The sequence below is a fragment of the Nocardioides sp. genome (assembly GCF_030655615.1).
Taxonomy (GTDB): domain Bacteria; phylum Actinomycetota; class Actinomycetes; order Propionibacteriales; family Nocardioidaceae; genus Nocardioides.
In genome coordinates this window covers 26,617-46,957 of the sequence record NZ_JAURVJ010000156.1, presented here as the reverse complement: position 1 = coordinate 46,957, position 20,341 = coordinate 26,617, and the positions used below count along the sequence as shown (strand labels likewise).

19 protein-coding genes and 1 tRNA gene are annotated in these 20,341 nt (G+C 72.7%); 13 read left to right on the top strand and 7 right to left on the bottom strand.

From position 1 onward, the window contains the following. Positions 1 to 770: 770 nt before the first annotated feature. The gene (locus Q7T52_RS13195; protein ID WP_304803206.1) at positions 771 to 1,595 is read right to left on the bottom strand and encodes an undecaprenyl-diphosphate phosphatase; all 825 of its coding nucleotides are present in this window, start codon (positions 1,593 to 1,595) and stop codon (positions 771 to 773) included. Between the two features lie 73 nt (positions 1,596 to 1,668). Between Q7T52_RS13195 and Q7T52_RS13190 the strand changes: the two genes are divergently transcribed. The 3 genes from Q7T52_RS13190 to Q7T52_RS13180 are packed head-to-tail and all read left to right on the top strand — an operon-like array spanning position 1,669 to position 4,688. Next, complete coding sequence (locus Q7T52_RS13190; RefSeq protein WP_304803205.1) at positions 1,669 to 2,631, top strand: aldo/keto reductase; 963 nt, start codon at positions 1,669 to 1,671, stop codon at positions 2,629 to 2,631. Beyond that, positions 2,632 to 2,850 (top strand): DUF5703 family protein, encoded by a 219-nt coding sequence (locus tag Q7T52_RS13185; RefSeq protein WP_304803203.1) that lies wholly within the window; start codon positions 2,632 to 2,634, stop codon positions 2,848 to 2,850. A 35-nt stretch (positions 2,851 to 2,885) separates the two neighbouring features. Further along, on the top strand, positions 2,886 to 4,688 hold the full coding sequence (locus tag Q7T52_RS13180; protein ID WP_304803201.1) for a prolyl oligopeptidase family serine peptidase: 1,803 nt from the start codon (positions 2,886 to 2,888) through the stop codon (positions 4,686 to 4,688). Here the strand turns inward: Q7T52_RS13180 and Q7T52_RS13175 are convergent. Next, positions 4,674 to 6,005, bottom strand: a complete 1,332-nt coding sequence (locus tag Q7T52_RS13175; protein WP_304803199.1) for a M20/M25/M40 family metallo-hydrolase — start codon at positions 6,003 to 6,005, stop codon at positions 4,674 to 4,676. The genes Q7T52_RS13180 and Q7T52_RS13175 overlap by 15 nt on opposite strands. A 79-nt stretch (positions 6,006 to 6,084) precedes the next feature. Between Q7T52_RS13175 and Q7T52_RS13170 the strand changes: the two genes are divergently transcribed. From Q7T52_RS13170 to katG, 3 genes are all read left to right on the top strand, one after another. Then, positions 6,085 to 6,170: transfer RNA gene (locus tag Q7T52_RS13170), tRNA-Leu, on the top strand. A gap of 103 nt (positions 6,171 to 6,273) precedes the next feature. Beyond that, positions 6,274 to 6,702: a Fur family transcriptional regulator gene (locus Q7T52_RS13165; RefSeq protein WP_304803197.1), complete on the top strand. Its 429-nt coding sequence runs from the start codon at positions 6,274 to 6,276 to the stop codon at positions 6,700 to 6,702. 66 nt (positions 6,703 to 6,768) lie between these two features. Next, positions 6,769 to 8,970, top strand: a complete 2,202-nt coding sequence (gene katG / locus Q7T52_RS13160) for a catalase/peroxidase HPI (RefSeq protein WP_304803218.1) — start codon at positions 6,769 to 6,771, stop codon at positions 8,968 to 8,970. Between the two features lie 97 nt (positions 8,971 to 9,067). Here katG and Q7T52_RS13155 read toward each other — a convergent pair whose 3' ends face one another. Continuing rightward, a complete protein-coding gene (locus Q7T52_RS13155; RefSeq protein ID WP_304803195.1) occupies positions 9,068 to 9,601 on the bottom strand; it encodes a hypothetical protein in 534 nt (177 codons plus the stop codon). Between the two features lie 406 nt (positions 9,602 to 10,007). Between Q7T52_RS13155 and Q7T52_RS13150 the strand changes: the two genes are divergently transcribed. Further along, the gene (locus Q7T52_RS13150) at positions 10,008 to 10,142 is read left to right on the top strand and encodes a hypothetical protein (protein WP_304803193.1); all 135 of its coding nucleotides are present in this window, start codon (positions 10,008 to 10,010) and stop codon (positions 10,140 to 10,142) included. Between the two features lie 21 nt (positions 10,143 to 10,163). Here Q7T52_RS13150 and Q7T52_RS13145 read toward each other — a convergent pair whose 3' ends face one another. Beyond that, positions 10,164 to 11,561, bottom strand: a complete 1,398-nt coding sequence (locus Q7T52_RS13145) for a helix-turn-helix domain-containing protein (protein ID WP_304803191.1) — start codon at positions 11,559 to 11,561, stop codon at positions 10,164 to 10,166. Between the two features lie 94 nt (positions 11,562 to 11,655). Here Q7T52_RS13145 and Q7T52_RS13140 point away from each other — a divergent pair, with 94 nt between their 5' ends. Next, on the top strand, positions 11,656 to 12,432 hold the full coding sequence (locus Q7T52_RS13140) for an isocitrate lyase/phosphoenolpyruvate mutase family protein (RefSeq protein ID WP_304803190.1): 777 nt from the start codon (positions 11,656 to 11,658) through the stop codon (positions 12,430 to 12,432). Here the strand turns inward: Q7T52_RS13140 and Q7T52_RS13135 are convergent. Continuing rightward, on the bottom strand, positions 12,425 to 13,402 hold the full coding sequence (locus Q7T52_RS13135) for an NAD(P)H-binding protein (protein ID WP_304803188.1): 978 nt from the start codon (positions 13,400 to 13,402) through the stop codon (positions 12,425 to 12,427). The two genes, Q7T52_RS13140 and Q7T52_RS13135, sit on opposite strands and share 8 nt — an antisense overlap. A gap of 41 nt (positions 13,403 to 13,443) precedes the next feature. On the opposite strand from Q7T52_RS13135, the gene Q7T52_RS13130 reads away from it, so the two are divergent. After that, entirely contained in the window at positions 13,444 to 14,025 is a 582-nt protein-coding gene (locus tag Q7T52_RS13130) for a LysR family substrate-binding domain-containing protein (RefSeq protein WP_304803186.1), read from the top strand. A 17-nt stretch (positions 14,026 to 14,042) separates the two neighbouring features. Here Q7T52_RS13130 and Q7T52_RS13125 read toward each other — a convergent pair whose 3' ends face one another. After that, positions 14,043 to 15,476 carry a GuaB1 family IMP dehydrogenase-related protein gene (locus Q7T52_RS13125; protein WP_304803184.1) on the bottom strand — a complete coding sequence of 478 codons (1,434 nt, stop codon included), beginning with the start codon at positions 15,474 to 15,476 and terminating at the stop codon, positions 14,043 to 14,045. A 25-nt stretch (positions 15,477 to 15,501) separates the two neighbouring features. On the opposite strand from Q7T52_RS13125, the gene galK reads away from it, so the two are divergent. Further along, a complete protein-coding gene (gene galK / locus Q7T52_RS13120; protein WP_304803182.1) occupies positions 15,502 to 16,599 on the top strand; it encodes a galactokinase in 1,098 nt (365 codons plus the stop codon). Positions 16,600 to 16,634: 35 nt separating this feature from the next. Here the strand turns inward: galK and Q7T52_RS13115 are convergent, their stop codons facing one another. Beyond that, positions 16,635 to 17,960 carry a DUF2252 domain-containing protein gene (locus Q7T52_RS13115; protein WP_304803180.1) on the bottom strand — a complete coding sequence of 442 codons (1,326 nt, stop codon included), beginning with the start codon at positions 17,958 to 17,960 and terminating at the stop codon, positions 16,635 to 16,637. 103 nt (positions 17,961 to 18,063) lie between these two features. Between Q7T52_RS13115 and Q7T52_RS13110 the strand changes: the two genes are divergently transcribed. From Q7T52_RS13110 to Q7T52_RS13100, 3 genes are all read left to right on the top strand, one after another. Further along, positions 18,064 to 18,357 (top strand): YiaA/YiaB family inner membrane protein, encoded by a 294-nt coding sequence (locus tag Q7T52_RS13110; RefSeq protein WP_304803179.1) that lies wholly within the window; start codon positions 18,064 to 18,066, stop codon positions 18,355 to 18,357. A 125-nt stretch (positions 18,358 to 18,482) separates the two neighbouring features. After that, on the top strand, positions 18,483 to 18,845 hold the full coding sequence (locus tag Q7T52_RS13105; protein WP_304803178.1) for a hypothetical protein: 363 nt from the start codon (positions 18,483 to 18,485) through the stop codon (positions 18,843 to 18,845). 8 nt (positions 18,846 to 18,853) lie between these two features. Continuing rightward, on the top strand, positions 18,854 to 20,314 hold the full coding sequence (locus Q7T52_RS13100; protein WP_304803177.1) for an LLM class flavin-dependent oxidoreductase: 1,461 nt from the start codon (positions 18,854 to 18,856) through the stop codon (positions 20,312 to 20,314). Positions 20,315 to 20,341 lie beyond the last annotated feature (27 nt).

Genomic DNA, 20,341 nt, shown 5'->3' with positions numbered 1-20,341 from the left:
TGGGGGGCGAGAAGGCCCCCGCGGGGCCGAGTCACATGAATCACACCATCACCATCGGCCCCACGGCCAGGGTTCTTGAGAACTACAATCTCGTAATTCGCAAGGAGGCGCGCCGGGGTGGGTGCGCTTGGTTTTTCCGAGGTTCGGTGGGTCTTGCTCGGCTCTGGGTCATTCGTTGTCGGGCTGTCCGCGCGCTTCAGGGCGCAGACAAGGGCGGGCTCCGCCGCGCCCTCGTCCATGCGCGGACAGCCCTCACCCGTCCCACCGGTCACCCTTGTCCGACGTTTCTCCCGGTTCTCGTACGAAGTCTCGGCACAGAACCGGGAGTTTCGTCGTAGAACCTCACCTCGCGAGCTCCCCGACCCGGGCCGGCGGTGCGCCAGCCACCGAACCGGCACCTCGGATCGTGCGAAACGGTGGCTCACGCACCGCCCACCCGCGTCGACCCGCCCGGGCGGTGAGCACGCCACCGAACCGGCACCTCGTATCGCCCGGAACGGTGGCTCACGCACCGCCGGGTCGGATGGCCGCGCAGGCGACGGCGAGCCGAGCTTGCGAGGCCTCGCCGTTGCGCGCCGAGAAGCAGACCGCGAGAGGCTCGGGGTCAAGGACGCCGCAGGCGCCGCGCAGCGGCGCGAGCGAAGCGAGCGTCCTTGACGCCGAGACGCGGTCTGCTACGCGCGCGGCCACCCGACTCGGACCACCAGTGACCCCACGGAAGTCACGTGGCTTCGAGGCTCGCTGCGCTCGCACCTCAGCCGACGTACGCGTCAGGCGTTCAGCACACCCACACCGAGCAGGATGAACGTCGCGACACCGAGGGCGACCCGGTAGAGCACGAACGGCGTGTAGGAGCGGGTGGAGACGTAGCGGAGCAGCCAGGCGATGGCGGCGTAGCCGACGACGAACGAGACGACCGTGCCGACGACGGTCGGACCCACGCCGTAGGGGTTGTCGCCGCCCGGGATGTCCTTGAGCTCGAAGAGCCCGGCGCCGACGACGGCGGGGATGGCGAGCAGGAAGGCGTAGCGGGTGGCGGCCTCGCGGTCGTAGCCCAGCGCGCGGCCCATGGAGAGGGTGGCGCCGGAGCGGGACACGCCGGGCACGAGGGCGAGGGCCTGGGCGGCGCCCATGAGGACGGCGTCGCGCAGGGTGATCTGCTTGATCTCCTTGTCGGTGCGGCCGAACCGGTCGGCGACACCGAGCACGATGCCCATGACGATCAGCATCGTGGCGATGATCCACAGGTTGCGGAAGTCCTTCTCGATGACGTCCTTGAGGAGCACGCCTAGCACGACGATCGGCAGCGAGCCGATGATGATGAACCAGCCCATCCGGGCGTCGAGGTGGCCGCGCAGCTCGGGCTTCACGAGCGACCGCAGCCACATCGAGGCGATCCGCAGGATGTCCTCGCGGAAGTAGATGAGCACCGCGAGCTCGGTGCCGATCTGGATGACCGCCGTGAAGGCGGCGCCGGGGTCACCCCAGCCGAACAGCTCGGGGTAGATCCTCAGGTGAGCACTGCTGGAGATCGGCAGGAACTCCGTCAGACCCTGGATGACACCGAGCACGACCGCCTGCAGCACGTCCCACACGGGGCAGAACGCTAGGGCACCGGCCCGCGTGCCCCCGCATCCGCGCCACACCGAGTCGTCTAGGTTTTCCGGCATGCAGCAGCGCACCCTCGGCAGCACCGGTCTCCAGGTGTCGCGCCTGGGGCTCGGCACCATGACCTGGGGGCGCGACACCGACGAGCACGAGGCCCGCGACGAGCTGATCGCCTACGCCGAGGCCGGCGGCACCCTGGTCGACACCGCCGCCGGCTACACCGACGGCGACTCCGAACGGCTCATCGGCACCCTAATCGGCGACGTCGTCTCGCGCGACGAGATCGTGCTGGCCACCAAGGCCGGCATCTCCCGCCGTTCCGGTGAGCGCGTCACCGACACCTCCCGCGGCTACCTGCTGCCCACGCTCGACGCGTCGCTGCGCCGGCTCGGCGTCGACCACGTCGACCTGTGGCAGGTCCACGTCTGGTCCGACCGCACCCCGCTCGAGGAGACGCTGACCGCCCTCGACGCAGCCGTGACGTCGGGGCGGGCGTCCTACGTCGGCATCTCCAACTACGGCGGCTGGCAGACCGCGCAGGCCGCCACCTGGCAGCGCGCCGTCCCCGGTCGGGCCACGCTCGCGTCGACCCAGGTCGAGTACTCGTTGCTCAACCGCGCCGTCGAGCGCGAGGTGCTGCCCGCCTGCGACGCCCTCGGGCTCGGGGTCCTGCCGTGGTCGCCCCTGGGCCGGGGCGTGCTCACCGGCAAGTACCGCGGCGGCACCCCGTCCGACTCCCGCGGCGCCTCGCAGGTCTTCGCCGGGTTCGTCAACGCCTACCTCGACGACAGCAGCGCCCGGATCGTCGACTCCGTCGCCCGCGCCGCCGAGGGGCTCGGCTGGACCCCGCTCGAGGTCGCGCTCGTCTGGGTGCGCGACCGCCCCGGGGTCACGGCGCCCATCGTCGGCGCCCGCACCGCCCACCAGCTGCGCGGCTCCCTCGACATCGAGGACAAGGAGCTGCCGCCCGAGCTCATCGCCGCGCTCGACGACGTGTCCCACGCCACGAGAGGAGCCGTCTGAATGTCCCGTCACGAACGCCGCCCACCGCGCCCCGGGGTCGAGTGGGAGTTCGACAAGGTCACGTTCTCGCGCGAGTTCCCGCGCGGCGTGGTCACCAAGCTGCTCGTCGAGCGCGCCGAGCACGGCGGCTGGGAGCTCGACCGGGTCCGCATCGGCGCCGACGGCGTACGCCGGGTGGTGCTGCGCCGCAAGATCATCCGCGCCGTCCGCACCGCCTGACCACGACCTGACCACCACGGCGCGAGACTGAGGGCGTGACCGACCCCGCAGCCATCATCCGCGCCCTCCTCGACCTCACGGTCTGGACGGTCCACGACGTCGACGAGGCGGGCCGGGTGCTCGCCGGCAACGACGCGTCCGGCAGCCAGCAGCTCGTCGAGATCGCCCCCGACGGGACGCGCACCCCGCTGACGGCGCTCCCCGGCAGCTGCTCGGGCCGCTACGTGCCCGGCGCACGCCGAGTCGTGGTCCAGCACGACACCGGCGGCGACGAGCGGGCGCAGCTGTCCCTGCTCGACCTCGGGGCGACCGCGCTGCCCGCGGGGCTCGTCGACCTCGCGCCGCTCGTGCACGACCCGGCGTTCATGCACCACGTCGGCGACATCACGGCGACCTCCCTCGTCTATGACACCAACCGCCGCAACGGCGTCGACTTCGACGTGGTCGTGCGTTCGTGGGTCGACGGCTCCGAGCAGGTCGTCTGGGACGCCGGCGCCTACGTCGTCCGTACGTCGCTCTCCCACGACGAGCGGTCCGTGGTCGCCGTGGTGCTCACGCTGCAGCCCAACGCGACGGCACTCGGGCTGGCCCGCGACGGAGCGACCAGCTTCCTCACGCCCGACGACGAGGCCGCCCTCCACCACCACGCGACCTTCACCGCCGACGACACGGCCGTGGTTCTCACGAGCAACCGCGACCGCGAGCACGCAGCCGTCGTACGCCTCGGCCTCGCCGACGGGTCCTGGGAGGTCCTCGTCGAGGACGACGCCCACGACGTGCTCCTCTGGGCCGCCCCCGACGGCTCCGCCCTGGTGGTCGGCACGCTCGACGACGGAGCCGTGCGGCTCGCGATCCACGAGCCCGACGGCGCGTTCCGCTGCCGCGTCGAGGTGCCCGACGACGGGCTGGCCGACGTCGTCTGGGCCCGCGACGCCGCCCACCTCGTCGTCACCACCTCGCGCCCGACCGACCCCGGCTCGCTCCACCTCGTCGACGCCGCCACCGGCGCGGCCCGGCTGCTGGTCGACGCGACCGAGGACGTCCCCGACGACCTGCGCGACGGCCTCGTCACCCCGACGCTCCACCGGGTCCCGACGCCCGACGGCGAGGAGGTCCCGCTCTTCCGCTACCCGCCCGCCCCCGGCTCGGACCCGGCCCTGGCCGGCGCGAGCGTGGTCGTCATCCACGGAGGACCCGAGTCGGCGGCCTACCGCTCCTTCGGCGCGATGACGCAGGTGCTCTGCTCGCTCGGCCTCACCGTGCTGGTGCCCAACGTGCGCGGGTCGACCGGCTACGGCAAGCGCTGGTACGCCCTCGACGACGTCGAGCTGCGCCTCGACTCCGTCGCCGACCTCGCGGCGGTCCACGCCTGGCTGCCGGAGCAGGGCCTCGCCCCCGAGCGATCGGCGCTGTGGGGCGGCTCCTACGGGGGCTACATGGTGCTGGCCGGGCTCACGATGCAGCCCGACCTGTGGGCAGCGGGCGTCGACATCGTCGGCATCTCGTCGCTGGTGACGTTCCTCGAGAACACCTCCGACTACCGCCGGGCCTACCGCGAGCGCGAGTACGGCTCGCTCGCCGAGCACCGCGACTTCCTCGAGAGCGCCTCGCCGCTCACCCACCTCGCCGCGTTGAGAGCACCGCTCTTCGTCATCCACGGCGCCAACGACCCGCGCGTCCCGCTGTCGGAGGCCGAGCAGATCAAGGCCGCCCTCGACGAGCGAGGGATCCGCTGCGACCTCAGGGTCTATGCCGACGAGGGCCACGGGCTGGCCAAGCGGCCCAACCGGGTCGACGCCTACACCGGCGCCGTCGGGTTCCTGCTAGACGTCCTGTAGGAACCGGTCGAAGACGCGCGCACCGAACTCGAGCGCGTCGACCGGGACCCGCTCGTCGACCCCGTGGAACAGCGCGGTGAAGTCGAGGTCGGCCGGCAGCCGCAGCGGGGCGAACCCGTAGGAGCGCAGTCCCAGCTTGCGGAAGTGCTTGGCGTCGGTGCCGCCGCTCATCGTGTACGGCGCCACGACGCCCTCCGGGTCCTCGGCGAGGATCGAGCGCGTCATGGCCCCGACGAGGTCACCGTCGTAGGGCGTCTCCCACGGCTGCTGGTGCGACAGGAACTCCCACTCGACGCCCTCGCCGCACAGCTCGCGCAGCGTCGTGAAGAACTCGTCCTCGAACCCGGGCAGGAACCGCCCGTCGACGTGAGCGGTGGCGTCGGTCGGGACCACGTTGACCTTGTAGCCGGCGCCGAGCTGGGTCGGGTTGACCGTGTTGCGGATGACCGCGCCGAGCATCCGGGCGGCGCCGCCGAACTCCTCGATAAGTGCTGGTGCGTTCTCCGGCGTCGCCTCGGTGCCGGCGAGGTCGGCGACGGTGGCCAGGAGGACCTCCATGGTGGGCGTGAGGCGCACGGGCCACTCGTGGGCACCGATCCTCGCCACCGCTCCCGCGAGCCGCGTGACAGCGTTGTCGGTGTTGATCATCGAGCCGTGTCCCGCGCGGCCCTTAGCGGTCAGCTTCATCCAGGCCATGCCCTTCTCGGCCGCCTCGATCAGGTAGAGCCGCTTGCCGCGCACCGTCGTCGAGAACCCGCCGACCTCACCCACGGCCTCGGTGCAGCCCTCGAGCTCGTCGCGGTGCTGATCGACGAGCTGCTCGGCGCCGTGGTGGCCGCCCGCCTCCTCGTCGGCGGTGAAGCACAGGACGATCGGCCGCTCGGGCACCGCGCCCGCCTGCTGGCGGGCCCGCACGACGGACAGCAGCATCGCGTCGAAGTCCTTCATGTCGACCGCGCCGCGACCCCAGACGTAGCCGTCCTGGACCTCGCCGCTGAACGGGTCGACCTGCCAGTCGTCGGCCGCGGCCGGGACGACGTCGAGGTGGCCGTGCAGCAGCAGCTTGTCGGTGCGTGCGCCGTCACCGCCCCAGTGCGCCACGACCGACGTACGACCGGGGGTCGTCTCGTAGAGCCGCGACTCTATGCCGACCTCGTCGAGGAGCGAGGCCACCAGCTCCGCGGCCTTGCGCTCCCCCGGCCCGCCCTGGCCGTCGGGCTCGCCGTAGTTGCTCGTGTCGATCCGGATGAGGTCGCGACACAGGTCGACGACCTCTCCGGCCGGGTCGTACGTCGGGCTCGTGGCGTCGGCGTCCATGTCCCCCATCCTGGCACCTGTCCGCACCACCCCCGATGCGGTCCGTCGGGCGTTGCCTTGCTAACGTTCGACCGCACTCGTCCGGGTGGCGGAATTGGCAGACGCGCTAGCTTGAGGTGCTAGTGCCCGTATTAGGGCGTGGGGGTTCAAGTCCCCCCTCGGACACTCAGAAGGCCCCGGCTCCACGGGGCCTTTTGTTCATCTCGGGTCCCGACACACCTCGATCGTTTTCTTGACTAGTTCAAGAAAAGGGGGCAGGGTCGATGACGTGCCCACCACTCCCGCGACCGAACCCGCGCGGCTCCTGCGCGAGGCCGGGCTCCGGGTGACCCGCCCCCGGCTGGCCGTGCTCGAGGCCGTCACCGCCCGACCGCACGCCGAGACCGACGCAGTGCTCGAGGCGGTCCGCGCCGACATCGGCGTCGTCTCCCACCAGGCCGTCTACGACGTCCTGAGGGCGCTCACCGAGGCCGGCATCCTGCGCCGCATCCAGCCGTCCGGCTCGGTCGCGCGCTACGAGACCCGCGTCGGCGACAACCACCACCACGTGGTGTGCCGCTCGTGCGGCGTCGTCGGCGACGTCGACTGCGCCGTCGGCGAGGCGCCGTGCCTCGACGCCTCCGACTCCCACGGCTTCGTCATCGACGAGGCCGAGGTCATCTACTGGGGCACCTGCCCCGCCTGCACGTCCCGCTGATCCCGACACCCCTACTCCGGAAGGACTCCCGTGTCCCAGCACGACCACGAGACCGTCGAAGCCGACATGAACACCGAGGGCGCCGCCGGCTGCCCCGTCCACGGGGGCCGGATGGGCCACCCCACCGAGAGCGCCAGCAACACCGACTGGTGGCCCAACCAGCTCAACCTCAAGATCCTGCGCAAGCACACGGCGTCCTCCGACCCGTTCGGCGGCGACTTCGACTACGCCAAGGCCTTCGCGACCGTCGACCTCGACGAGCTCGCCCGCGACGTCGACGCGCTGATGACCGACTCCCAGGACTGGTGGCCCGCCGACTTCGGTCACTACGGCGGCTTCATGATCCGGATGGCCTGGCACAGCGCCGGCACCTACCGGACCGAGGACGGTCGCGGCGGAGCCGGAGCCGGCATGCAGCGCTTCGCGCCGCTCAACTCCTGGCCCGACAACGGCAACCTCGACAAGGCCCGCCGGCTGCTGTGGCCGATCAAGCAGAAGTGGGGCGCCAAGGTCTCCTGGGCCGACCTCATGGTCTTCACCGGCAACCGCGCCCTCGAGACGATGGGCTTCAAGACCTTCGGCTTCGCCGGCGGCCGCCCCGACGTCTGGGAGCCCGACGAGGACGTCTACTGGGGTCCCGAGCGCACCTGGCTCGGCGACGAGCGCTACACCGGTGACCGCGAGCTCGAGAAGCCGCTCGGCGCGGTCCAGATGGGGCTCATCTACGTCAACCCCGAGGGCCCCAACGCCAACCCCGACCCGCTGGCCTCGGCCCGCGACATCCGCGAGACCTTCGGCCGCATGGCGATGAACGACGAGGAGACCGTCGCGCTCATCGCCGGCGGCCACACGTTCGGCAAGACCCACGGTGCGGCCGACCCCGAGCAGTACGTCGGCGCCGAGCCCGAGGGGGCCGGCATCGACCAGCAGGGCCTCGGCTGGAAGCAGGGCTTCGGCTCCGGCAAGGGCCGCGACACGATCACCAGCGGCCTGGAGGTCACCTGGACCTCGACGCCCGTCCAATGGAGCAACGGCTACTTCGACAACCTCTTCGGCTACGAGTGGGAGCTCACCAAGAGCCCCGCCGGTGCCTGGCAGTGGGAGGCCAAGGGCGACGAGGCCGCCAACACGATCCCCGACCCCGAGAGCGGCGAGCTCAACCGCCGTCCCACGATGCTCACGACCGACCTCGCGCTGCGCGTCGACCCCATCTACGAGCCGATCTCGCGTCGCTTCCACGAGAACCCCGAGGAGTTCGCCGACGCGTTCGCCCGCGCCTGGTTCAAGCTGACCCACCGCGACATGGGCCCGATCCAGCGCTACCTCGGCCCGTGGGTCCCCGACGAGGTGCTGCTCTGGCAGGACCCCGTCCCCGCGGTCGACCACCCGCTCGTCGACGACGCCGACGTGGCCTCCCTCAAGGCGACCATCCTCGCCTCGGGCCTCACGGTCCCGCAGCTCGTCAAGGCGGCCTGGGCCTCGGCCTCGACCCACCGCGTGAGCGACAAGCGCGGCGGCGCCAACGGCGGCCGCATCCGCCTCGAGCCGCAGCGCGGCTGGGCCGTCAACGAGCCCGACGAGCTGGCACGGACCATCGCGACCCTCGAGCAGGTCAAGGCCGACTTCGACGCTGCCGCCTCCGGCGGCAAGAAGGTGTCCTTCGCCGACCTCGTCGTCCTCGGCGGTCTGGCCGCGATCGAGAAGGCCGCGGCCGACGGCGGACACCCGGTCACGGCCGCGTTCACGCCGGGTCGCACCGACGCGACGCAGGAGCAGACCGACGTCGAGTCGTTCAGCTTCCTCGAGCCCGACTCCGACGGCTTCCGCAACGTGCTCGGCAAGGACGGGCGTCTTCCCGGCGAGTACCGCCTCGTCGACCGGGCCAACCTGCTCGGCCTCACCGCCCCGCAGCTCACCGCCCTCGTCGGCGGCCTGCGGGTCCTGGGCGCCAACACCGGTGACAACGCCAAGGGCGTGCTCACCGACCGCGTCGGCACGCTGACCAACGACTTCTTCACCCACCTGCTCGACATGGGGATCGAGTGGCACGGCATCGACGGCGACGACGACGGGTTCGAGGCCCGCGACCGCGCCACCGGTGCGGTGAGGTGGACCGGGAGCCGGGTCGACCTCGTCTTCGGGTCCAACTCCGAGCTGCGTGCGGTCGCCGAGGTCTACGCCAGCGCCGACGCTTCCGAGAAGTTCGTCCACGACTTCGTGGCCGCCTGGCTCAAGGTGATGGAGCTCGACCGCTACGACGTCCGCTGACCGCTAGCGCCTGATCACAGGACGGCCCGGCTCCTCCCACTGGGGGCCGGGCCTTCCTGTGTCCCCAAGCGTCAGACGCCGGCCCTCATCGGCGTCGTCATCGTCGCCAGACCGGGTCGCCGGCCAGCCGTACGAGCGCCTCGGCCGTGAGCGGCGGGCGGGCGAGGGTCGGCGGACCGTCGGAGTGAGGCCCGGCCCAGGCCTGGGCCCGCACCTCGACGTCAGCACTCACGACGGTCGCGGTGACCGAGGGCGGGGCGGGCGCCGCGCCCGTCGCCCGGACCACCTCGACGCACGAGGCGAGGACGCACTCCGAGGCGGTGGCCCGGCGTACCTCCACCCGGACCAGCGCCGGACCGCCCGGGGTCGCCAGCAGGACGGCGCCGGTCTGGACGGCGCGACGGAGCCGGCCCGGCTCGCGGAGGCTGCGGGTCTGCTCGCCGCGCGGCACGGCCTGTGCCGACGCGCCCGTGCTGGGGTCGAGCAGCTCGAGCAACGTCTCGTCCATCCGGTCGGCCGGTACGGCAAAGCCACCGGTCGGCGGGACCGCCGGGCTCGTCGTCGTTGCGGGCGATCCGTGGCCCTCGACCGTCTGCACGAGGGCGGCCGTGCTCGTGATCCCCACGGCCACGAAGGCGGCAGTCGCGACGAGCCTCGCCGCGCCGGCGGCGCTCGGCCGTTGCCGTCGGCGACGCGACCCCGGGCGCCGGACCGGGCCGGGGCGGGAACGGCGCCGGATCGGCACCTCGTAGCTGCCGTCGAGACCCAGGGTCGGCGACGGAGAGGTCGTCAGGAAGTCCTGCCCGAACGGGCGTTCCCGGGGGCAGACGTCGAGTCGTCTAGACGAAAGTGGGGCAGACGTGACTGTTGGGACAGATGAGGCAGATGAGGCGTCGGAAGTATGCGCCGAGAACGTCCTTTCCATAAAAAGCCTCATATTCTCGTCCGCAAACGGGGACGTTTGCCATTTTCTTTGACAGAATGTAACGACCACTCAGGCAGGCCAAAAGCGGCCAGCCTCACCAAGGGAGAAACCCATGTCGAAGTTCCGCGCCCTCCTCGTCTCGACCCTGCTCGCCACGGCCCTCGTCGGAGGAGCTGTGTCGACGGGTACCGCGACGGAGGCGAAGGCCCCGGCCAAGAACGTGGGCGGCTCCAGCTGGTGCTGCTGACCCGCTAGGAAATCTCCTTTCCTAGCCCATGGTCGGCGCGACTCGCGCCGTCGGGATCGACGATGGGGTCAGACCGGTCGAGGCGCCCGCCTTGCGGAACGCCTCCATCGCCTGGTCGACAGCCCCGTACTCGCGGAGCAGGTTGGCCAGCTCGAACCAGAGCTGAGCCGCTTCGCGATCGGCGCCGACACCCTCGAGCACGACCAGAGCACGCTGAAACCTGCCCACTGCTGTGTCGACCTCACCGCGCGTCGCGGCGATCTGACCCAGCACCGTGAGCGCCTCGGCGCTCAACATCAGGCTGGTCTCACGCATGCTCTGGAAGCAGTCCTCCGCCAGGCGCTCGGCCTCCTCGGCATCACCGATGAGCAGCCGACACCGCGCGCGACCGAGCTGGTTGCGCCCGAGGTCGACCGTGCTGGCGTCGTTGAACTCCATGTCGACCCGCGCTCGCTCGAGGTTGGCGAGCGACTCGTCAACCTGCGGCGGATCCATCTGCAGCTGCAGGAGACCGAGCTGGTTGCGCAGCCGGGCCATGCTGCGGGCGTCGTGCGTCTGCTCGAGCAGGACGACCGCCTTGTGGGCCAGCGGGAGGGCGTCGGTGATGTTGCCCTGGCGCTGGTGGACGATGCTGCTGTTCCAGTAGGCCGAGGCCCGGGCCATCGGCGACTCGAGACGCTCGGCGCTCTCGACCGCCCGCTCGCACATCCGCAGGGCGAAGTTGACGTCGCCCCGCTCGAAGTGGGCGGCGGCGACGGTCACCGCGAGCTGGATGCCCTCGGCGCTGCCCTCGAGGTCGGCTGCGCTGACGAGCACCGAGGCACGCTCGCCGATCTCGCAGGCGCGGGCCAGGTCACCCTCCTCGCGGTAGCACCGGCTCAGCGCGAGGAGCGCCCGGATGCGGAAGAGCGCGTCGGTGCTCAGCGTGAGCAGGTCCTCGAACGTCTTGATCGCCGTGGTGAGCTGACCGATCGACTCCAGTGCCTGCCCCCGGACGAAGCGCGCCTTGACCGTCAGCGACGTCGGGACGTCGGACTCGGCGAGCAGAGCGTCGACGCGGGTCAGCGCTTCCTCGGCCTGGCCGGTGCGCAGGTCGAGCTCGGCGTAGTCGAGCTCGAGGGTCAGCCGGTCGAAGTGTTCTCGTGCGGCGACGTCCTCGTCGGGGGCCAGGAGCTCCTCGGGGTCGCAGTCCAGCCGGTTGGCCAGGGCGACCAGGAGATCGGCGCTGGCGCGCCGTTGGCCCGCCTCGATCCGGGAGATGTAGGCCGTCGACATGTGGTCGCCGGCGGCCTCACCTTGGGTCAGCCCGGCCCGCTGACGGGCGAGCTTGATACGGGTGCCGACCAGGACGGCATCGATGTTCTTGGCCCTGACACGGAGGTCCGGAGTGACCTGTGCTGGCTCTCGTGATGTTTCCACTCCTACAGTATGCCCGAATATGACATGAAAGATGCACGATCTGTAGAGATCGGTCATATCCAGGCTGTTCAGGCAGCCTGACATGCTCGGTGTCATGACCTCAGAGACCAGCACCGCCAGCCTCGCCACGAGCCTCCTCGGGCTCCACCGCGACCCCGCCCTGCTCACCGTCGTCAACGTGTGGGACTCGATCAGCGCGACCGTCGTGACCGACATCCCCGGCACCCTCGCCCTGGCCAGCGCCAGCCACTCGATCGCCGCCTCCCGCGGCTACGAGGACGGCGAGAAGATCCCGGTCGACGAGATGATCGAGGAGGTGCGCCGGATCGTGGCGGCCACCAGCCTGCCGGTCACCGCCGACCTCGAGGGCGGCTACGGCGACGCCGCCGAGACCGTGCGCAAGGCCATCGGCGTCGGTGTCGTCGGCGCCAACATCGAGGACCAGCTCAAGCCGCTGGCCGAGGCCGCGGCCCAGGTCGAGGCGGTCATGGCGGCCGCGGCGGCCGAGGGCGTGCCCGACTTCGTGCTCAACGCCCGCACCGACGCGTTCGTCAAGGGCGCCGACAACCCGCTCCAGGAGGCCGTCACCCGCGGCAAGGCGTTCCTCGACGCCGGCGCGCCCGTCGTCTTCGTGCCGGCCCCGCTCGACGAGGAAGCGGTCGCCACGCTGGTGGACGCGTTCGGCCCACAGCGGCTGACGACGATCGGCCTGCCCGGGACGCCCTCCCTGGCGCGGCTCGAGGAGCTCGGCGTCGCCCGCGTCTCCTACGGCCCGATGTCGCAGCGCGTCGCGCTGACGGCACTCGCCGAGCTGGTCGAGGCCGTGCACGCCGGCGGCGGCGTGCCCGACACGATGCGCCCGCTCAACTGATCGTCGTACCGACCCAGTCCGGATCGCTGGCCGCCTCGCCCTGGACGTCGCCGTCGGCGGAGGTGGCCGCGGTGTCGCCGGCGAGCGAGCGCGACAGCGCCTGGTCGAGGGGCAGGTAGGGCACGCCCGGGGAGAGGGCCTGACGCACGTCGTCGTCGCGGCAGACCATGTCGTGCGTCAGGCTCTTGACCAGCGCGCGGATCGTCGAGCGCGGGATGCCGGTGAGCAGCGCGACGCCCTCGCCGACGACGCCCACCGGCGCGAAAAGCAGCGGCACCTGGGGCCGCTCGAGCCCGGCGGCGGTGGCGAAGCGTGACAGCAGCTCGGCGTAGGTGAGGACCTCGTCGCCGCCCACGTCGTAGGAGCGGTTGCGGGGCTCGCCGTCGAGCGCCGCCGTGAGCAGTCGGACCACGTCCTCCACCGCGATGGGCTGGATCCGGCTCGTCATCCAGATCGGCAGCGTCAGCACCGGGAGGCGCTCGGTCATCCGGCGCATGACCTCGAACGACATGGAGCCACCGCCGATCACCATCGACGCGCGCAGGACCGTGGTCGGCGTCGGGCCGGCCAGCAGGATCTCCTCGACCTCGAGCCGCGAGCGGAGGTGGTCGGACAGGTCCTCGGCCGGTACGTCGGGGACGAGGCCGGAGAGGTAGACGATGCGACCGGTGCCCGCGTAGTCGCAGGCGGCGACGAGGCTCTCGGCCGCGTCGCGGTCGCGCTTGAGGAACTCCCCCGCGCCCATCGAGTGCACCAGGTAGAAGACGGCGTCCAGGTCGCGCACCGCGAGGTGGACCGAGACGGTGTCCTCTACGTCGAGGTGACGCCGCTCGACGCGGTCGGCCCACGCGAACCGGTCGAGGCCGCCGGTGTCACGGGCGCTGACGACGACGTCGTGGCCGGCCGACAGGAGCGACGGCACGAGCCGGGACCCGACGTAGCCGGTGGCTCCGGTGACGAGGACGCGCATGCGACGAACGTACGCGAGACGCGTCCCGCGATACTTCACCCATGACGCTCCGCCTCGGTTTCGTGACCGGCGCCACCCCCGACAAGTGGGCGCGCACCTGGCGGGAGCGCCACCGCGAGCCGCTGGAGCTCGTGCCGGTCGCTGAGTCCGAGCAGCTCGACGGCGTCCGCGCCGGCGAGCTCGACATGGCGCTGGTGCGGCTGCCCGTCGACCGCGACGGCCTGCACTGCGTGACGCTCTACGACGAGGTGCCGGTCGTGGTCGCCGGCCGCGACCACCTCGTCGCCGCCGCCGACGACGCGGGCGTGACCCTGGCCGACCTCGTCGACGAGCAGCTGGTCCTCCCCCACGCCTCGGGCTGGACGCCGGCCGTCGAGCAGCTCGCCTGGCCGCCGATGACCCCGGCCGACGCCGTCGAGACCGTCGCCGCCGGCACCGGCGTCGTGATCTTGCCGATGTCGGTGGCCCGGCTCCACGCCCGCAAGGACGTCGTGACCCGCCCCGTCACCGACCTCGAGCCCACCTCCATCGGGCTGGTCTGGCTCGTCGAGCGCGACGACGACCGCACCCAGGCCTTCGTCGGCATCACCCGCGGCCGCGGCGCCAACTCGACCCGCCGCTGACCCGCCGCCGACCCGGTCTACCAGCTGGTGCTGAGCGGACGCCCCTCGTGGAAGCCGGCGGCGGACTGGACGCCGACGACCGCGCGGTCGTGCAGCTCGGCGAGGGTGGTGGCGCCGGCGTAGGTGCAGGCGGAGCGGACGCCGGAGCAGATCTGGTCGATGAGGTCCTCGACGCCCGGGCGGGCGGGGTCGAGGTACATCCGCGAGGACGAGATGCCCTCCTCGTAGAGACCCTTGCGGGCCCGGTCGTAGGCCGACTCGCCCGACGTGCGGGAGGCGACCGCGCGGGCGGAGGCCATGCCGAACGACACCTTGTAGGCGCGGCCGTCGGCGTCGGCCACCAGGTCGCCGGGCGACTCGTGGGTGCCGGCGAACCAGGACCCGACCATCACCGACGAGGCACCGGCGGCGAGGGCGAGCGCGACGTCGCGCGGGTGGCGTACGCCGCCGTCGGCCCACACGTGTGCGCCCAGGTCGCGGGCTGCTGCGGAGCACTCGAGCACCGCGGAGAACTGCGGCCGGCCGACCCCGGTCATCATCCGCGTCGTGCACATCGCGCCGGGACCGACGCCGACCTTGACGATGTCGGCGCCCGCCTCGACGAGCGCCCGCGTGCCCTCGGCGGAGACCACGTTGCCGGCGACGACCGGGACCTGCGGGTCGAGGGCGCGCACCGCGCGCAGGGTCTCGACCACCCGGTCCTGGTGCCCGTGGGCGGTGTCGACGACGAGGCAGTCGACGCCGGCCGCGAGGAGCTCCTTGGCGGTCACGGCGACGTCACCGTTGACGCCCACCGCGGCGGCGATCCGGAGCCCGCCCGCGGCGTCGGTGGCCGGGGTGTAGAGCGTGGCGCGCAGGGCACCGGTGCGGGTCAGCACCCCGACCAGCGTGCCCGCGGCGTCGACGGCGACGGCGAGGCCGGCCCGGGATGCGTCGAGCCGCTCGAAGACCGTGCGGGGATCGGCGTCGTCACCGACCACGACCGCCGGCGGACGCATCACCTGCCCGGCCTGGGCGAACCGGTCGACGTCGCGGCAGTCGGCCTCGGAGACGATCCCGACCGGGCGGCCGTCCACGACCACGACGGCCGCGCCGTGCGAGCGCTTCGGGATCAGCGACAGCGCCTCGGCGACGGTCTGCTCGGGACGCAGGGTGATCGGGGTGTCGAAGACCAGGTGCCGCGACTTCACCGACGCGACGACCCCCGCCACCACGTCGGCCGGGATGTCCTGCGGGATGACGGTGATCGCACCCCGCCGGGCGACCGTCTCGGCCATCCGCTTCCCGGCGATCGCCGTCATGTTGGCCACCACGATCGGCAGCGTCGCGCCGGTGCCGTCGGCGGTGGTGAGGTCGACGTCGTAGCGACTGGCCACCGCGCTGCTGCGCGGCACCATGAACACGTCGTCGTAGGTCAGGTCGTACGGCGGCCTCGCGCCCAGGAACTCCACGTGAGCACACTCTAGGGTGACGCGGGTGGACAGGACGCTGACGGTGCGCGCGCCGGGCCGGGTCAACCTCATCGGCGAGCACACCGACTACAACGCCGGTCTGTGCCTCCCGGTCGCGATCCCCGCGGCCACGACCGCCCGGGCGACGGTCCTCGACCAGGGTCCGACCCGGATCGCGAGCGCCCAGCAGGACGACACCTGGTCCGGCGTCGCTGCCGACGCGGCTCCGGGTCGGGTCGACGGGTGGGCGGCCTACGCCGCGGGCGTGCTGTGGGCGCTCGAGCAGGCCGGGTACGTCATACCGCCGCTCGACCTGGCGCTGGACAGCACGGTGCCGCTCGGTGCCGGTCTGTCGAGCTCGGCGTCGCTCGAGGCCGCCGTGGCGGTCGCGGCGGTGACGGCCGCCGGTCTCGACCTCGACGACGACCTCCGGCGCGCGCTCGTCGAGGCGTGCCGTCGGGCCGAGACCGAGGTCGCCGGCGCGCCCACGGGCGGGCTCGACCAGTCCGCCGTGCTCCTCGCCCGCGACGGGCACGCGCTGCTGCTCGACTTCGCCGACGGCTCCGCCGAGCACGTCCCGGTCGACGTCGGCGCCGCCGGCCTGCAGCTCCTCGTCGTCGACACCCGTGTCTCCCACGCCCTCACCGACGGCGGGTACGGGTCGCGGCGCGACCAGTGCGAGGAAGCCGCCCGCCGCCTGGGCGTGGGCTCGTTGCGGGAATCGACCCCGGCCGACGTCGCGACCCTCGACGACGACCTCCTGCGGCGCCGGGCGACCCACGTCGTCAGCGAGAACACCCGGGTCGAGAAGGCGGTCCACGCCCTGCGGGCCGGTGACTGGGCCGAGCTCGGCCGGCTGTTCACCGCCTCCCACCTGTCCCTGCGCGACGACTTCGAGGTCTCCTGCGCCGAGCTCGACCTGGTCGTCGACACCGCGCTGCAGACGGGTGCCCTCGGCGCCCGGATGACCGGCGGCGGGTTCGGCGGGTCGGCGATCGCGCTGGTCCCGGCCGAGCGTGCCGACGCCGTGCGCCGCGCCGTCGACGTCGCGTTCGTCCGCGGGGGCCTGGCCGCCCCCGGCCACCTCGACGGCACCCCGTCCGCCGGCGCCGCGCCGGTCTGAGAGCTGCACCAGGGGAGCTTGTCGCGACCGGTCGTTCAGGCGGTGGCGGTCACGCCGATCCGGCCCTCCCGGAAGGCCTGCACGAAGCAGGCGTGGTCGTCGCGCACCCGCACGGCGTACGACGCCCCGAACTCGGTCACCCAGGCGACGAGCTCGTCCTCGCGGCCGCGGACCGCCTCGGTGATGGCGTCCTCGACCTGGAACTCCACGAGGTCCTCGTCGCTGTCCTCGTCGGACGCGCAGTGGATCTTGGCCGTCGCGCGCCCGAGCAGCGACACGACCTGGGCGATGTCGTCGGGCTCGGTGAGGCCGGACCAGTCGAGGTCGACCTCGTAGGGCGAGACCTCGGCGACGACGTAGCCGACCCCGTCGAGGTCGGTGTAGCCGAGCATGGGGTCGGTGTGGACCTGCAGCGCCCGCTGGCTGACGACGGTGCGGTGGCCCTCGTGGTCGAAGTAGCGCTCGACCGCGCCGGCGTCGACGTAGCGGCTGATGGCGGGCACGTTGGCCTGCTTCATCGAGAGCACCACGTCGTTGTCGAGCGCCTGGCTGTAGCCCTCGACCAGCAGGTTGTAGGCCGGCAGTCCCGCGCTGCCGATGCCGAACCCGGACTTGCCGACGACGTCGCGCAGCTCGTAGAACAGGTCGCGCTCGGAGCGCCGCCGCGGCGGGATCGTGCCGAGGTAGGTCTCGAAGGCCGCGACGACCCGCTCCCGCTCGTCGTCCTCGAGGCGGCGTACGGACGGGTGGTCGGCGAAGCGACGGGCGCCGTCGACCTCGACGGTGTTGGCGTCGAGGAGCTCGGCCCGCCGGCGGCGGCGCGCTACGACGAGCGCGGCGAGGATCGGGCCTTCGGTGTTGTCGAGGTTGAGCGCGAAGTCGTCGGTCTCGCTGTCGACGTAGGCGCGGACCTGGTCGAGGTAGGCCCGCACGTAGGCCTCGGTCAGCGCAGCCACGTCGTTCTCGGGCAGCGCCTTCTGCCAGCCCATCAGCGCGAGCGACGCCGCGAAGCGCTGCAGGTCCCAGGTGAAGCGGCCGAGGTAGGCCTCGTCGAAGTCGTTGACGTCGAAGACCAGCCGGCCGTCGGCGTTGAGGTAGGTGCCGAAGTTCTCGACGTGCAGGTCGCCGTGCACCCAGATCCGGCCGGCGTCCCCGGTCGCAAACGGGTCGTCGCCGTCGTCGACCACGTCGTGGAAGAACAAGCACGCCGTCCCGCGGTAGAACGCGTGCGGGTCGCCCGCCATGGTCCTGAACTTGGCGCGGAACGCCGTCGGGTCCGCCTCCATGAGCGGCGCGAAGGCGTCGGCGAGGACGGAGACGATGACGTCGGTCCGGTCGGTGCTGTCGTGGGTGGCACTCATGCCCCCACCGTGCCAGACCCGGGTCGACCGGGCCCGGCTACTCAGTCCGGGTCGAGTACGCCGGTCGGTCGGCCCGGCCCGCCGGGCGGCAAGGGTTCTCGGCATGACGAACCCCACCAACGCCCCCGCCAAGAACACCGCCGCCTTCTTCGCCATGGCCGGCATCTCCTTCGCCGTCGCCCTGCTGTCGCTGATGATGGCCGTCCTCTACCTCGACGCCGAGCCGTGGGCCAAGGCCTTCCTCGCCCTCGGGACCCTGTTCCTCACGACGTCGGCGTTCACCCTCGCCAAGTGCGTCCGCGACAACCAGGAGAGCCAGTCGGTGGTCCACCGCCTCGACCAGGCCCGGGTCGACCGCCTCCTCGCCGAGCACGACCCCTTCCGCGCCGTCTCCTGACCCTCCACCGCTCCCCCACGACGGGCCCGTACCTCCGACCGAGGTGCGGGCCCGTCGTCGTGCTCGGGCTCGGGCGTTGCTCGGTGTGCTTGGATCGTCGGACCCGACCCGAGGAGCGAGCCCGCGTGCCCCACCCCGCGATCGACAAGCTCAAGCAGACCATCACCTTCGTGGCCAAGGCCGGCGACAAGGCCGTCCGCACCGCCGCGCCCGTCGTCCGCAAGGGGGTCGGCGAGGTCCGCAGCCGGGTCCGCGGCGCCGAGCCCGGACCCGCTGCCGCCAGCCCCACGTCTCCCCCGGCCGCCACGGCGTCTCCGGCCGAGGTCGGCGAGGTCGGCGAGGTCGGCGAGGTCAACCAGGGAGGCACGCCCTCCCCCGCCTCGATCGCCAAGAACGTGCCCCACCAGCGGCCGGTCGCCAGGCCCGCCCCCACGCCGGCGCCCTCGCCCGACGACGTCCCCGGCGGCAAGCTGCCGCCCCGCCGCTGACCGAGCCGATGGCCGGGTCGTCGGACGGGCCGCTCCCCGACCCCGCGCTCGTCGTCCTCGTCGGGCCGAGCGGCTCGGGCAAGACGACCTGGGCGGCGGCGCGCTACCGCGCCGAGGAGGTCGTGTCCTCCGACGCCCTGCGCGCGCTCGTCGGCAGCGGACCGGCCGACCTCGACGCGTCCACCGACGCGTTCGACCTGCTCGAGCGGATCGTCGCCGCACGCCTCGCCCGTGGCCTGTCCACGGTCGTCGACACCCTCGGCACCGACGACGACCGGCGTCTCCGCTGGCTGGGCCTCGGGCGTGCGGCCGGCCTGGCCTGCGTCGCGGTGGTGGTCGACACCCCGGTCGCCGAGGCCCGGCGGCGCAACGCCGACCGCGACCGCCCGGTCCCGGCCGCGGTGCTGGTGCAGCAGCAGCGACGCCACGCGGCCGTCGTACCGACGTTGGCCGAGGAGGGCTGGGACGCGGTGGTGACGGTGCCGGGCGGGGGTCGTGGGCCCGAGCCCGGTGCGGGGACCGTGGAGAGGCACACGACCCCGGCGCCGCGCGAGGACCGACGGAGCTCGCAGGGGCTGCGCGTGGTGCTGCAGCTCTCCCGCTTCCCGTGGGGTGCGGACCCGCGCGGGTGGCTGCGCGACGTGGCCCTGGCCGCCGACGACGCCGGGCTGGCGGGGATCGCCCTGATGGACCACCTCATCCAGATCCCGCAGGTCGACCGGGCCTGGTCGCCCATCCCCGAGCCCTGGGTGGCGCTCGGGCTGCTGGCGGGCCTCGACACCGGTCTCGACCTCGGCACCCTCGTGACGCCGGTGACGTTCCGGCCCGCCGGCGTGACCGCCAAGGCCGCCGCCACCCTCAGCGCCCTCACCAGCGGCCGGACGTTCCTGGGGGTCGGCGCCGGCTGGTGGGAGCGCGAGCACGCGGCGTACGGCCTGCCGTTCCCGCCGGCCCACGAGCGCCTGGACGCCCTGGAGACGGCGATCGAGACCATGCGGGCGCTCTGGTCGGCGGGCACCAAGGCGCACGCCGGCGAGCGCGTCACCCTCCCGGAGACGACGTGCTACCCGCGGCCGGCCGGGCCGATCCCGGTGGTCGTCGGCGGCACCGGCCCGCGCACGCTGCGGATCGCGGCCGCGCTCGGCGACGCGGCCAACGTCCCCTCGACGCTTCCCGCCCTCGACGACCACCTCGCGACGCTGCGACGACACCGGCCCGACGTGACCGTCACCGTGCTCGACCTGCCCACCGTTGGCACCGATCGCGACGACACCTGGGCACGGGTCGAGCGGCTGCGGGGGCGTTCCACCGCAGCGTCGTACGCCGCCCGCACGCACGCCGGCACCCCGGCCGAGCAGCGCGACCGCTACGGCCTGCTCGCCGACCGCGGCGTCGACACGGTCTTCGTGGCCCTCGCCGACCTCGAGGGCCCCGACGACCTCGCCCGAGTGGCGCCGCTCACCCGCTGAGCGGCGGTCACCCCACCGGGCGGCGTA

Excerpts from the sequence above, each read along its gene's own strand:
- Q7T52_RS13190 (WP_304803205.1), top strand. The coding sequence starts at position 1,669 with ATGCAGCAGCGCACCCTCGGCAGCACCGGTCTCCAGGTGTCGCGCCTG.
- Q7T52_RS13185 (WP_304803203.1), top strand. The coding sequence starts at position 2,632 with ATGTCCCGTCACGAACGCCGCCCACCGCGCCCCGGGGTCGAGTGGGAG.
- Q7T52_RS13175 (WP_304803199.1), bottom strand. The coding sequence starts at position 6,005 with ATGGACGCCGACGCCACGAGCCCGACGTACGACCCGGCCGGAGAGGTC.
- katG (WP_304803218.1), top strand. The coding sequence starts at position 6,769 with ATGAACACCGAGGGCGCCGCCGGCTGCCCCGTCCACGGGGGCCGGATG.
- Q7T52_RS13150 (WP_304803193.1), top strand. The coding sequence starts at position 10,008 with ATGTCGAAGTTCCGCGCCCTCCTCGTCTCGACCCTGCTCGCCACGGCC.
- Q7T52_RS13140 (WP_304803190.1), top strand. The coding sequence starts at position 11,656 with ATGACCTCAGAGACCAGCACCGCCAGCCTCGCCACGAGCCTCCTCGGG.
- Q7T52_RS13135 (WP_304803188.1), bottom strand. The coding sequence starts at position 13,402 with ATGCGCGTCCTCGTCACCGGAGCCACCGGCTACGTCGGGTCCCGGCTC.
- Q7T52_RS13130 (WP_304803186.1), top strand. The coding sequence starts at position 13,444 with ATGACGCTCCGCCTCGGTTTCGTGACCGGCGCCACCCCCGACAAGTGG.
- Q7T52_RS13115 (WP_304803180.1), bottom strand. The coding sequence starts at position 17,960 with ATGAGTGCCACCCACGACAGCACCGACCGGACCGACGTCATCGTCTCC.
- Q7T52_RS13110 (WP_304803179.1), top strand. The coding sequence starts at position 18,064 with ATGACGAACCCCACCAACGCCCCCGCCAAGAACACCGCCGCCTTCTTC.
- Q7T52_RS13100 (WP_304803177.1), top strand. The coding sequence starts at position 18,854 with ATGGCCGGGTCGTCGGACGGGCCGCTCCCCGACCCCGCGCTCGTCGTC.